The organism is Palleniella intestinalis (assembly GCF_013166595.1).
GTDB lineage: Bacteria > Bacteroidota > Bacteroidia > Bacteroidales > Bacteroidaceae > Prevotella > Prevotella intestinalis.
In genome coordinates this window covers 469,209-482,816 of the sequence record NZ_JABKKG010000001.1, presented here as the reverse complement: position 1 = coordinate 482,816, position 13,608 = coordinate 469,209, and the positions used below count along the sequence as shown (strand labels likewise).

9 protein-coding genes and 1 tRNA gene are annotated in these 13,608 nt (G+C 46.6%); 4 read left to right on the top strand and 6 right to left on the bottom strand.

Features of this window, described 5'->3' with window-relative positions; genetic code table 11:
• Window positions 1-2: 2 nt before the first annotated feature.
• The 4 genes from HPS57_RS02050 to HPS57_RS02035 all read right to left on the bottom strand — a co-directional run bounded on the left by HPS57_RS02050 (window position 3) and on the right by HPS57_RS02035 (window position 5,472).
• The gene (locus HPS57_RS02050; RefSeq protein ID WP_172179868.1) at window positions 3-1,472 is read right to left on the bottom strand and encodes a pectate lyase; all 1,470 of its coding nucleotides are present in this window, start codon (window positions 1,470-1,472) and stop codon (window positions 3-5) included.
• A 50-nt stretch (window positions 1,473-1,522) separates the two neighbouring features.
• Window positions 1,523-2,839, bottom strand: coding sequence for a pectinesterase family protein (locus HPS57_RS02045; RefSeq protein WP_172179693.1), 1,317 nt, complete (start codon window positions 2,837-2,839; stop codon window positions 1,523-1,525).
• A 41-nt stretch (window positions 2,840-2,880) separates the two neighbouring features.
• Complete coding sequence (gene pelA / locus HPS57_RS02040; RefSeq protein ID WP_172179691.1) at window positions 2,881-5,001, bottom strand: pectate lyase; 2,121 nt, start codon at window positions 4,999-5,001, stop codon at window positions 2,881-2,883.
• A 399-nt stretch (window positions 5,002-5,400) separates the two neighbouring features.
• Window positions 5,401-5,472 (bottom strand) — tRNA-Cys (locus HPS57_RS02035).
• Window positions 5,473-5,677: 205 nt separating this feature from the next.
• Here HPS57_RS02035 and HPS57_RS02030 point away from each other — a divergent pair.
• The 3 genes from HPS57_RS02030 (at window position 5,678) to HPS57_RS02020 (ending at window position 9,311) form a co-directional block, all read left to right on the top strand.
• A complete protein-coding gene (locus HPS57_RS02030) occupies window positions 5,678-6,334 on the top strand; it encodes an HAD family hydrolase (RefSeq protein ID WP_172179689.1) in 657 nt (218 codons plus the stop codon).
• Between the two features lie 27 nt (window positions 6,335-6,361).
• Window positions 6,362-6,949 (top strand): lipocalin-like domain-containing protein, encoded by a 588-nt coding sequence (locus HPS57_RS02025; RefSeq protein WP_172179687.1) that lies wholly within the window; start codon window positions 6,362-6,364, stop codon window positions 6,947-6,949.
• A gap of 220 nt (window positions 6,950-7,169) precedes the next feature.
• Window positions 7,170-9,311 carry a peptidylprolyl isomerase gene (locus tag HPS57_RS02020; RefSeq protein ID WP_172179685.1) on the top strand — a complete coding sequence of 714 codons (2,142 nt, stop codon included), beginning with the start codon at window positions 7,170-7,172 and terminating at the stop codon, window positions 9,309-9,311.
• A 215-nt stretch (window positions 9,312-9,526) separates the two neighbouring features.
• On the opposite strand, the gene HPS57_RS02015 is transcribed toward HPS57_RS02020, so the two are convergent.
• Both HPS57_RS02015 and HPS57_RS02010 read right to left on the bottom strand, forming a co-directional pair.
• Entirely contained in the window at window positions 9,527-11,098 is a 1,572-nt protein-coding gene (locus HPS57_RS02015) for an Rne/Rng family ribonuclease (RefSeq protein ID WP_172179683.1), read from the bottom strand.
• Window positions 11,099-11,319: 221 nt separating this feature from the next.
• Window positions 11,320-11,619: an HU family DNA-binding protein gene (locus HPS57_RS02010; RefSeq protein WP_135939387.1), complete on the bottom strand. Its 300-nt coding sequence runs from the start codon at window positions 11,617-11,619 to the stop codon at window positions 11,320-11,322.
• Between the two features lie 518 nt (window positions 11,620-12,137).
• On the opposite strand from HPS57_RS02010, the gene pyk reads away from it, so the two are divergent.
• Window positions 12,138-13,589 (top strand): pyruvate kinase, encoded by a 1,452-nt coding sequence (gene pyk, locus HPS57_RS02005; RefSeq protein WP_172179681.1) that lies wholly within the window; start codon window positions 12,138-12,140, stop codon window positions 13,587-13,589.
• Window positions 13,590-13,608 lie beyond the last annotated feature (19 nt).

The window sequence follows — 13,608 nt, the reverse complement described above, 5'->3', positions numbered from 1 at the left end:
ATTTATTTTGGAACTTTAATTTCCACAAGAGAATTAAGGTAAACTTCAAGATTAGTATAGCCTTCTTTGCTCAATGTGCAGAGGTTGCCGTCCGTTTTGTCCTTGGCATTAAGTCCATGGGCTTTTTCCCATTTGTCAGGGATGCCGTCACCGTCGGTGTCTTTGCGGTCTGCAAGTTCCTTTTTTGTTGCCTTTAGTTCCGGCCATGGTGAAGTCTCTCCGGCAGGAATAACGTCGTTTTGTGAGTCTATGAATCCAGGGAAAGAACGGCTGTCGTCAGACATGCTGCCATGGAATGTTGCTGTTCCGGTGAGTGTCTCTTGTATGATGCGCCGGTCAATGATGTCACGCACATTGGAGCATCCCGCTTCTTCCAGCACTCTATGAAACGCCTCATTAGCGGAATGTGTGGTTATCGTGCCATAATCTATCGGCTCACTTAGTTGTATAGCCTTTGCAATGGAGTCATTGAACAAACCATCGTTTGTCTTTGGATCTATCTGTTCAAGCACACCATGAGTCCAGTTGTCACGAGTTACATCATCGTTGCCCTCCATGACATTGCCGTTAATGTAGAACCGTCCCCAAACATGCTCCATTGGTTTCCAAGCGTTTGGTCTTCCGTCCTTTCCTGTAACATATCGTGTGGTGCGTATTCCAGGTGCCGCAATCCTGTATCCGACACGATTGTTCTTGGGAGTTGCAGGTCCCGGCTTGTAATAATTGTTCACCATATTGACAGCCATGCCCTCAAAACCATAGCAGCCTGCGCCCGCCCAATTATAGATTACGTTGTTTCTCACATCAACATGTTCGCGCGTCTGTGTGCCTGGTCTTGGTCCAAGTCGTGGCATTCTGCTTTCTCCATGTGCCAAAAGGTTATGATGATAAGAGGCACGCGCGCCACCGAAGATTGCCCCATAGCCGTGGCTTCCTCCTTTCTGATGACCGCCAAACCTCAGTGGTTCGGAGAAAATGCACCATTGCACGGTGAAATCCTCGCCACCATAGACACTGCAACATTCGTCCACGCTCCAACTGACAGAGCAATGGTCGATAATCATACGGTGGAAGTCCGTGCCGCCGATACCGTCAGGACTGCCGCCTTGCTCGTTGCCAACTCTCACGCGCACATATCTCATAATGGTGTTGTCTGCGTTGAGTGAGAACTGGTTGCCTGCAATGCAAATGCCACCTCCGGGAGCTGTCTGCCCTGCAATGGTAAGGTCGCCGTTAACAATCCGTAGTGGCTTTTTCAAGAATATTGTGCCGGCAACATCAAAAACAATGGTTCTTTTGCCCTCCTGCATCAAAGCATGGCGCAGTGTTCCTTTTGTTTCGTTATCATCCAATGTGGTCACATGGTAAACCTCTCCTCCGCGTCCTCCTGTGGTATATCGTCCAAAACCTTCCGCTCCGGGGAATGCCGGCAACTGCTGTGCTTGTGCTACGCCTGCGAAAGCAACAGCCATGCTTGCACCAAGAATAATTCTTTTAATCATGATGATTGTCGATAATGGATTTAATTCCGGTTCACAGCCTTAACCTCACGTCCTAATCCTCCACGCTCATTGGCGGCTCTGACAGAATAGGTGCTGCCGTCGTCATCAATCTTGACTTTCGGAGCAGTTGTGAAACGCCATGCAATGCCGTTCTTGCAGACAACCCAACAAAGTGTGTTGTCATTGTTTTCCCACAAAAGCCATCCTTTCTTGATTCTCACATTCTTTGCCATTGGAGCGTCGGCAGCAATCTCCATCGGCTTCCAGTTGTCATTTCCGAGCAGTGCAGTCTCAGGCTTTATAGCCGCAACCTCTTCGGCAGACAGCAACGGATTGTTCTCATGAGCATCTCCGTCCTTATGCTTCCATACAGTTTTGCGCTCGCTGAGGTCAATTATTGTTCCTTGGTTGTCATGCGAACCATATTCCGCAAACCTTGCAGGCCATCCACCTGACATCTCTGCCCATCCTATTGCAGAAGGGCGAACATAAAACTTTGTGTTTATCCATAAGTTGATTGGCGTCCCCTTTCCCCATGGTCGCCCGAGTGTATATGTCCCGTCAATGTCAGGAGTCTCACCTGTCACGGAGCAATTGTACATCAAATAACCGTATTTCACTGAGCGTGAAGGTGCTGTGATGTATCCACCTTTCTCACATTGCCTGAACTCCACACCGTTAAACAGTATGTCTCCTTTGCCACATAAATAGTCAGTACGGCCGCGTATCACTCCGCCCTCGAAATAGTAGCGTGCCGAATCACGGTTTGAACAGTAAGTGTCCTGATATCCCCACAGTCCTACATTCTTGCATACAGTGCGGTCGCCACTCTCCTCATAGGCCTCGCCACGTCCGGTATGGTCCTTCATTCCGTTTATGAACTTTATGTCTTGGAAATAGTTGTCCGTACCGCAATTATGCAGCGTGTATGCCTTCCTCAATCCTTCGATAGGACACGCCGGTCCCCATTTGCCGTCAATAGTGATTTCCGGACATGTGTTTTTGATAGATGTAGTCTCCATGTTTTCCCCGATGACAGACACATTGCTTGCAGTAAGGTCTGTTCGCGGGTCAGGATACTCTTTATCGTCCATACCCGTTATGGTGGCTGTTGTGGAGGCCGGAATTACATAGTTTCCTTGCCGCACAAATATCCTGAATCGTTTGGCTGTGTCTTTTCTGTTGTTTGCAGCTGTTATTGCAGCAGCAAAATCGCCATTGTCCGGAACGACAAAGTCATAGAGGCATTTCTTCACTTTCGGAAGAGAGCTTTTCTGTGCATAGGCGTTGCCGGTGATAGTCAGCAAACAAAGAATGGCTGTCAGTATGTTTTTCATGGAAAAAATGTGTGTGTTCATTATTGTAGTTTATTATATTTTTATTTCAAAATGCTATATTGCACGACATCCCAAAGCTCGCGCAGGCGCTTTTCAGGATTCCATTTGTTGTCGAATGTCCATGAGGCTGTGATGGCATGGAATTCCGGCTTCTCCTCCGATTCCTGCAGATTGTTCCTTAGCCAGCCACTGTTGCCACCGTCGCGAGTGCATCCGAAATAATAGGTGCGCTGTCCCCAAGGGCACGGGTCAAGCACTTTGTCGCTGTAAGCGTAGGAAATGTTCGTGTCAAGAATGTTCTCCGACATGTGGCAGTTGACGAGGAAGAACTGCGAGTCGTGATGCCAACGACCGAGGATAGTGGGGCGTTTTGCATCGAAGGATGAATCCTTTATGACAAGTTTCTTGGTCTTATCACCACGTCCGTCATGCCATATTATAGCACGTCCGTCACCGTAGAACCTGCATCTGGTGGCATAACACCAGCCGCGAGGACAAAGAAAGTCCACTCCCGGGCAACGAAGATCAAGGTCGGCATGGTAGTACATGCCGTCCCCGCCTTTCGCCCAAAGCGCAAGAGCGTCATTGCCGTCCGCCCATACGTTGCAGTTCACCACAATTGTGCGTGTGCCACGGCCATAAATGGCAAACTGATGCGAGGTGGTGTTCTCCACGGTTGTGCCATAATTGTTATAGACCGTCAGTCCGCTGATAACACAGTCGTTGCCGTCCTCCGTGATAGAAATCACGCCGCGTCCTATCGGTTTGCCACGGTATTCGCCTTCTGGCATGCTCTTCGCCCCTTCAGCAAGGACGATGATTGTGCTGTCCCTGTCCTCTCCGACAAGGATAATGTTAGGGCGGTCGATAATCACTTTCTGGCTGTAAGTGCCTTTGAGAAGCAGGATTTTGAACGGTTGTGCTCCGTCCAAAGGAGCTTTCTCTATCGCTTGCTGTATGCTTTCACCCGCTTTTACTATAACGTTGAACTTACGTTTGTCAGGCGAAGGCTTGCGCGACATATCTATCGTGCCGTTCTCGTTCGCACCTTTTGTAGAAAGGGAGATGCGCACTTTGTTCCGCTTGTCGTATTTGTCAGCCCATTGCTCGTACAGAGGGTAGAGTAGGGCAGGGTAGTTGTTGAACCAGCTGTAGCCGCCGCGTCGCTCTCTGCCTATCTCTTCCAGGCTGCGGCGTGGTATGCCGTCACGGTCGCATACGAAAGGTTCGCAGCGGTCAAGGTCATAGAACCGTGCCCACAAAGGGCTTCCGCCGGCATCTTTGACGAGTTTTGTGTCTCTGTCTGTGCTGCCTTTTTCGCCTGTCCTTGTCACACGCAAGCCTGTCAATTTGTATTTGTCAAACCACGCCATTGCACTGTGGACGGCTTTTCTCACACGCTTGTCAGGATTTGGCAGTGTCATGAGCAGACGCACTATCTCACAACTCTCCTGCGAACAGAACGACGGCAGCTCATAAGCACGTGCAGGGGCAGGCTTCATTGTGTTGCGGTCGTGCTGCTGACACCATACCGTAGGTTTCCCTTTCACAACGATTTGTGTGTTGAGGATGCACTCGATGCCTTTGTCAAACGACTTCTTCAACCGTTCCTTTGTTGCCTTGTCGAACAGGTCACTGTCAAAAGGCTCTTTTCCATTGATGATGTCTTGGAACAGTGAAAGCGTGTTCACCATGGCATTGTCGTTATAGGTTATGTGCACCTGATAGTCGCGCATCTCAGGCCAGAACTGCGGCCAGCCTCCGTTTTCGTATTGTCCGCTGATGAGGTAGTCCACTGCCTTTTTGCATGCCTCTTTCCATTCTTTGCCTCCTGTAGCCTTGTAGAGTCGGGCAAGGAAGAGAAGCTGTGTCGTTGTCGCATTGTTGTCAGTAGTGGAATCGTTGCGTCGGCTTTTCTGCTTTATGACTTCCGCAAGTTCCTCTTTGCTCAGTTGCCGGCACATGTCGATGTTTTTAGGCCATCCGCCAGTCACACGCTGGTATGCCACGACTTGGTTTCCTATGCGTTGAGCCTCTTCGGTCATGAAGAATGCCTTGTCTGTCGAGCGCAGCAGGTTGGTCTTCTTGCTGCGGTTGCTTTGTGCAAAAATTCCGGTATATACAAAGAAAACAAGGATGAAAAACGAAGCTGTTCTTTTCATTGTAATAATAAAATAATGTGGTGTGTTTTGATTCCGTTAGTTATTAGTGGCAAAGTTACACAAAAAAAACGTATCAGCCAAGAAATATGGTTATAAAAGTTTGTGAACCATAAATATTGGGCTTGAAGACAAGGGAAATGCCAGATCTGATTCTTGCCATTACAAGTGGCAAAACCAAAGGTAACACTTTGCAAGGCAAATGGTTACCTTTCATGTCCTAAACTGTTACCTTTTGTATGCCAAAGTGTTACCTTTTGTTGTGTGAAAGATAACATGTTGTGTTCCAGTCTCTTATAGTGGGCTTTTTTGCAGAGTGTGAGGCGGTGTGGCATGGTTGGCGGTTGGGAGCGAATAAGTAATATAAAAAAAGACTGCCTGAATATATCAAGCAGTCTTTCGAGGTGCGTGGCGGAGTCGAACCGCCTTGGCTGGTTTTGCAGACCAGAGACTAAACCGTTCATCCAACGCACCGTGTGATGTGGCGTGATGCCTGCGATTTGTCATTTGCGAGTGCAAAGGTACGAAGAAAAAACGAAATGGAGAAATAATTGAATAGAGAAAGCCTCTTTCTTAAATAATATTAACAAATAAGGGTGTTGTTTGTAAACAATTCCTCTCGAATTTTGCTGTTTTGAGGAAAATATTGTACCTTTGTGCCGAAATTGGATAAAGAACAATGATAAAGACTATTTTGTTTGACTTTGGAGGAGTGATTATAACTCTTGACCAAAAAGAGGCGATGCGCCGTTTCGGTGCATTGGGAGTGCCTGATGTGGAGAAGCGTCTTGATGCTTACACACAGGCTGGGATGTTCGGTGACGTGGAGGACGGCAGGCTCTCGGCGGACGGATTTGTTGCAGAAATGTCGGCAATGTGTGGCAAGGAGGTCACTTGGGAGGAATGCAAGTGGGCTTGGACGGGCTACAAAAGCGATTTGCCAAAGCGTAATATAGACATTCTCAGAAAGCTCCGCAATATGGGGTACAGGCTTGTTATGGTGTCCAACACCAACCCGTTCATGATGGCATGGGCGTGCAGCAGTGAGTTCAGCCGTGGCTTGGATGACGAATGTCCTGAGGGAAAGCCTGTCAGTGATTATTTTGATGCATGCTATAAGAGTTATGAAATAGGAGCCATGAAGCCGAGTGAGAGGTATTTCCGGCATGTTCTTGAACATGAGGGTATATCTCCGAGCGAGGCTCTTTTCGTGGATGATGGTGCGAAGAATATAGAAATGGCAGCCTCTTTGGGCTTCCGGACTTTATGCCCGGTCAACGGCGAGGACTGGACGGGAAAGTTGATGGCTCTGCTTGAGAAGGAAAACAATATGTAACATACGATAAAATCAGTAAAGAAAACCATGGGAAAGAATACTATCAGAATGGTTGCGGTGGCAGTGATGCTGCTTTGTTTCAATGCGAGTGCAAATGCGCAGTTGAGTGAGTTGCTTGGTAAGGTGACAGAGGTTCTGTCGACAAAACTTGTCCCGACATCCAAGCAGATACAGGGAACGTGGACTTATCAGCGTCCGGCGGTGGTGCTTAAAAGTGACAATACCATTGCGAGTCTTGGTGGGGCGGCTGCAAGTACCAAGATAGAAGATAAGTTGCAGACATATTTCTCAAAGGTGGGAATGACCAAGGGCAAGATGTCTATCACGTTCAAGAGTGACAAGACTTTCTGTGTGAACTTCAAGAATAAGAAGATTACGGGTACATACACTATCTCTGATAACGATGTGCACCTGACATTCAAGGGACGTACAAAACCTTGCAGTCTTACTCCTCAGTTGGAGAATGGTTCGCTCGTGATAGTCGGTGATGCCACAAAGTTGAAGGACTTTTTGCAGAATGTTGCAGGAACAGCAGGCACAAAAGAACTTACAGCCGTCTCTTCACTTATGAAGAATTTTAACGGCATGCTTATCGGTGTCCGTTTCTCAAAGTAGCCGATTGCTCAGTCAGTGGATATATGGAAGTCATGAATTGCTGTTGCGGTTCATGGCTTTTGTCTTTATTGTCTTTTTTATAAGTGTGTTTTGGGCAAGTTTTATACTGAAAATTTGCGTGTTTGCGATATTTTTTGTAATTTTGTGCGCTAAATGTGGTATTATACCATAGAAATATTAATTAGAAAATAAATAATAATAAAAATAAACTAAAAAAGAAATGGCAGCAATTGGTAAAATCCGTAGCTGGGGACCTGTCCTTATTGGCGTAGTAGGTCTCGCTCTCTTTGCTTTTATAGCAGAGGAATTGGTACGCTCTACTGACGCTCTGCGTAACGATTCTCGTCAGCAGGTCGGTGAGGTGCTTGGAAAGAAAGTCAGTGTTCAGGAGTTTCAGGCTCTCGTCGATGAGTATCAGGAGGTTATAAAGATGACCCAAGGTCGCGAGAACCTCTCCGAGGAAGAGCTGAATCAGGTCAAGGATATGGTATGGAACACTTATGTCCAGACAAGCATTGTTGAGAATGAAGCTTCAAAACTCGGTCTTACAGTGACAGACCAGGAACTTCAGAATGTCCTGAAAGAGGGAACAAACCCTATGTTGGCACAGACTCCTTTCGTCAACCAGCAGACTGGACGCTTTGATGCTAACGCGCTGAAGAAGTTCCTCGCTGACTACAAGCAGATGCAGGCAACAAACCCTCAGCAGGCAGAGCAGTATGCTACAGTCTATAAGTATTGGACTTTCATTGAGAAGACTCTCCGTCAGCAGATCCTTGCTGGAAAGTATCAGGTGCTCCTCGCCAACTGTATCATGTCTAACCCTATGGAGGCAAAGATGGCTTTCAAGGATGAGAATGAGGAGGCAAACATACAGCTTGCTGCATTCCCTTATACGTCTGTAAAGGAGTCAGAGGCAAAGGTTTCTGATGCAGACCTTAAGGCAAAGTATGAGGAAATGAAGGACATGTTCCGTCAGACAGTTGAAAGCCGTGACGTGAAGTATGTCAGTGTGCAGGTAGCTGCAAGCACTGCTGACCGTCAGGCTACTATCAAGGAGATGCAGGGTTTCGCATCACAACTCGCAACAGCTGCTGACCCTACAGAGGTTGTGCGCAAGAGTGCATCACAGGTTTCATACCTTGGTCTGCCACAGTCAGGAAGAGCTTTCCCACGTGATATCGCAGCGCGTCTGGACTCTATGAGCGCAGGACAGGTTTATGGTCCTGTTGAGAACAAGTTGGACAATACATATAATGTAGTGAAGCTGATTTCAAAGCAGGAGATGCCGGACTCAATACAGTTCCGTGTTATCCAGGTTGGTGCTGAGACAGCTGATGCTGCTCGTGTGAAGGCTGACTCTGTGTACAATGCTGTGAACGGTGGTGCTGATTTCGAGGCTCTTGCCAAGAAATATGGACAGACAGGCGAGAAGACATGGCTCACAGGTGCTATGTATGAGTCTTCTCCATCAATGGACAAGGATTCAAAGGCTTATCTCCAGACTTTGATGAATCTCGGTGCTGGCCAGACAGCAAATGTGCAGCTGACTTCCGGAAACATCATTGTTCAGGTTCTTGACCGCAAGGCTCCTACAACAAAGTATGTTGCTGCTGTTGTGAAGCGTGACAATAATTTCTCTAAGGACACTTATTCACAGGCTTACAACAAGTTCAGCCAGTTCGTGAGCGAGACTCAGAATGCTGAGCAGCTGGAGAAGAATGCCAAAAAGAACGGCTATCAGGTTATGCCTCTCAATGATGTTACTACAGCACAGCATAACATTGCAGGAATACGTGCTACACGCGATGCCATGAAGTGGCTGTTTGAAGCAGAAGAAGGTGCAGTGTCTCCTCTCTATGAGTGTGGTGACAATAACACTCTCCTTGTCATGGTTCTTACGAAGGTCAACAAAGAGGGTTACCGCACTTTGGATGATGAGCGTGTGAAGTCATTTGTCAAGGCTGAGGCTCTCCGTGACAAGCAGGCAGAGATTCTTATGGCAAAGGTGAAGGATGTCAAGTCTGTTGCTGCTGCAAAGGCAAAGGGCGGACAGGTCGCTTCTGTTAATCAGGTGACATTCGCGGCTCCTGTGTTTGTTCAGGCTACAGGTGCAGCAGAGCCTGCTCTCTCAGGTGCTGTCGCATCTGTAAAGGCCGGTGCGTTCTCAAAGAATCCTGTTAAGGGCAATGGCGGTGTTTATCTCTTCCAGGTTGTGAAGAAGTCTAACCGTCCTGTAAAGTACGACGAGAAGGCAACAATGGCAACACTGAAGCAGAAGATGATGCAGTATGCCGGCAATTTCATGCAGGAGCTCTATCAGAATGCAGAAGTTAAGGATAACCGTTACTTGTTCTTCTGATAAAAGGATTATGGAATAAAAATAGAGTCGGTTTGCAATTCTGCAAGCCGACTCTATTTTTATATATAGAACGCTCAGTGTTTTTGTCAGGCTTTGTCCCTGTAATGGAATATCCTCTTTCTTTTCTTGTAGTTGTGCCGGTTACATTCACAATGGCACGTTTGTCTGTATTTGCCAATTTGTGACTTATGCAGTCTGCTTCAGCTTTTCTTTGTTTAATTGTCGTGTTCTTCCTTCATGTCTATGAACTGGTTGTTCTTGTCATAGAACTCATATTGAAGGAAAGCAAGTTTCTGCGATGCAACAACGTTTATTCCAAAGCCATATTTCAACTGCCATCGGCGCTGTATGCTCCACAGTCCCTTTGTTATGTACGCTTCCACGTATGGGTGGACATGTAGCGTTATGTGTTTCTCTCCTACTTTCTTTGTGAGGTATTCTATTTTCCGCTCTAATTGGTCGGTGAAAAGGATGCTTGACTTTATTTTTCCTTTGCCAAAGCATGTTGGACAGATTTCCTCAACATGGATGTCCATAGCCGGACGGACACGCTGGCGTGTGATCTGCATCAGTCCGAATTTTGACAGAGGCAGGATATTATGCCTTGCTCTGTCCTGCTGCATGTTCTTGCACATCCGCTCGTAGAGAAGCTGGCGATCCTCTGCAAGATGCATGTCAATGAAGTCCACGATGATTATTCCTCCCATATCCCGCAGACGCAACTGTCGTGCAAGTTCGTCTGCAGCACCAAGGTTGACATCAAGTGCGTTCTGTTCCTGTCCGTTCTCTGCTTTTGTGCGGTTGCCACTGTTGACATCGACCACATGCATCGCTTCCGTATGCTCTATGATGAGATAGGCACCATGCTTGTAGTTTACGGTTTTGCCAAATCCTGATTTCAACTGTTTGGTAATGTTGAAATTATCAAAGATAGGCACTTTGCCTTCGTAGAGTTTTACTATGCCGGCTTTCTCCGGAGCAATGAGGGTGACATAGTCCTTGACCTCATCAAATATTGCCTTGTCATTGACGTATATGGCAGAATATGTCGGGTTGAACATGTCACGAAGAAGTGCTATGGCACGGCTTGTCTCTTCATAGACAAGCTGTGGCAATGGTGTGGCAGTCTGTGCCTTCTTGATGACATCTTCCCAGCGTTTGATGAGAATCTGCAGCTCGTTTTGAAGTTCCGTTCCATCGCATCCTTCCGCTACAGTGCGGATGATCACTCCGAAATTGCGTGGTTTGACGCTATGGATGATTTGCTTCAGGCGTGAGCGTTCCTCTCCGCTTTTTATTTTCGAGGAAACGGAAACCTTATCATGGAATGGCATGAGCACCAAGTAACGTCCTGCGAATGAAAGGTCGCATGTCAGGCGTGGTCCTTTTGTGGAGATTGGTTCTTTGACAATCTGCACAAGCACCTCTTGGTCTTTTGTGAGTGTGGATGCTATGCTGCCGTCCTTTTTCAAATCAGGCAGGCGCATGGCTTTTTCAAAAGGATAGAGTTTCCGATGGTCGCTTCTCACCTGTTTGAGATACTTCTCGTAGCTTGCGAATTGCGGTCCGAGGTCAAGGTAGTGTAGGAAAGCTTCACGCTCATAGCCCACATTGATAAAGGAGGCGTTGAGTCCGGGCATCAGCTTCTTGACTTTTGCAAGGTAGATGTTTCCCACGGAGAACGACTGTGATGTTGTCTCTGTCTGATACTCCACGAGATTCTTGTCTTCCAGCAATGCGATGGATATTTCCTCCGCTTTTACATCAATTACTAATTCGCTTGTCATACTTTTTACCTTTGTTTTTTAAATAAAGAGAAAGGGCATGTGGAAAACACGCCCTTAAATTTAGCCGTAAAAAACTTACTTGCTCTTATGTCTGTTCTTACGGAGTCTCTTCTTACGCTTGTGAGTTGCCATCTTGTGGCCCTTCTTTTTCTTACCGTTTGGCATAATGATTTGATTTTAGGTGGTTAATATTTTGTTTGTTTGCTTGTTTCTTTTCGCTCTTAATCCTGTGCGGTAACCTCTTCACCCTTCATCATCTGCAGGAAGCTCTTTGCAGGTTTGAATGCAGGTATGTTGTGCTCAGGAATTATGATTGTTGTATTTTTAGAAATATTGCGGCCTGTCTTCTCTGCGCGTTTCTTTACAATAAAACTGCCGAATCCGCGGAGGTATACATTCTCGTTGTTTTTGACCATATTATCTTTGACAACTTCCATAAATGCCTCTACAGCAGCAGCAGCATCGCAGCGGGCAATGCCAGTCCTGTCGACAATCTCGTTAATGATATCTGCTTTTGTCATTTTTTATTAAGTGTGTTATTTATTTTGTTGTTTCGAACTGCAAAATTATAAAAATTTGTTGAAAGATTTGCCTTGGCAGTTGAAAGATAATCAAAAATTAGGATTTTTTTGCTAAAGAGTTGATTTTAACTGATATTTAGGCATGTAGTTTCCATTTATTCTTGACTATTGCATCTTTATCCCAAGTCTTGCTTCTGTGATGTGCACGACATGGTTGCCAAGCTTTCCGCATCCGGTGATTTTGAAGGTTTTGAATATGTACAGAATAAATACCAAGCTAAAAAACATTAAAGAGCATGTGGACAAACGCTGCATGTTGCGCCCGAATGGCGGCTGTTGTAAAACGAATGTTATAGAATTGAAATTTTAGGCATAGTAAGTAATTTTTTCTGAAATAAAATCTAAGTTTTTTCACTTTTCTTTGCTATTTGGAATATTATTTGTAATTTTGCAAAAGCCCCAGGACTTACAAACCCATAATTTCGGAACAGAAAAATCATAAAATTCCAAAATATTATATGAAACAGACAAAGATTGTTGCGTCGGTAAGTGACCGCCGCTGTTCGGTGGAGTTCATCCGCGCACTGTATGATGCCGGAGTGAACGTTATAAGAATGAACACTGCCCATGCTACTCCTGACGGTCTGCGTGAGATTATCAGAAATACGAGGACTGTTTCCCCTGACCTTGGAATCCTGATTGATACTAAGGGACCGGAAGTGCGCTCCACCTATGTGGACGAACCTATAATGTACACCACCGGTGAGGAGGTGACAATCATTGGCCGTCCGGGAGAGAAGACCACTCATGATGTAATATGCCTTTCTTATCCTGACATAGCCAAGGATATAAAAATAGGTGACGAGATTCTTTTCGATGACGGCGAGCTTGACATGAAAGTCCTGTCAATAGATGGTGATGAGGTGCGTGTAAGAGTCATGAACGACGGCAAGCTTGGCGCAAACAAGAGTGTCAATGTGCCAGGAGAGCATATCGACCTGCCGGCAATTACCGAGAAGGACAAGAGCAACATCCTTCTTGCAATCGAAGAAGGCATTGATTTCATAGCACATTCTTTTGTCCGCAGTGTTGCGGACGTCAAGGCTGTTCAAGACATACTTGACGCTCACAATTCCGACATAAAGATCATCTCCAAGATTGAGAATCAGGAGGGTGTGGACAACATCGATGACATCATCAACGCTTCTTACGGCATCATGATAGCTCGTGGCGACCTTGGCATAGAGGTGCCTCTGGAGATGATTCCGTCCATCCAGCGTCAGATTATAAAGAAATGTGTCGTTGCAAAGACTCCGGTGATCGTAGCCACACAGATGCTCCATACAATGATTAATAACCCTCGCCCTACACGTGCCGAGGTGACGGACATCGCCAACGCGATATACAACCGTACTGACGCCCTCATGTTGTCCGGCGAGACAGCCAGCGGAAAATATCCAGTGGAGGCGGTAAGGACAATGGCCCAAATTGCCGACCGTGTGGAGCACGACATCCATAACTCGGATGTCGGCAAGGTGGAGATGCAGGAGATGATTGACACTGCGGACTATCTGTCAAACTGTGCCATCGATGCTATAGAGAAACTCGGTGTCCGCGCTATCATCACAGACTGCAAGAGTGGTTCGACAGCACGCAAACTGTCAAGCTACCGCGGTTCAATACCTGTGATTGCTGTCTGCTACAATGCCCATGTGCATCGCGAACTGGCACTCAGCTACGGCATTCACGCTGTCTCTGTCCCTGCTGATTACGACCCGAAGCAGCATTTTGTCTCTGCCATAAGGTCTCTCCTTGAGAGCAACAACTTGCTTCTTGACGACCGTGTCGCTTACATCAGCGGACCTTTCACAGAGGGTGCGTATGCTTCCATTCTGCAGATTATGCGTGTTAAGGACATCCTTAACGGCAATTCTATCACTCCTCCGAGGTCCACAGATGCAGCGAATTGATGCTGCCGGTGCCTGTCAA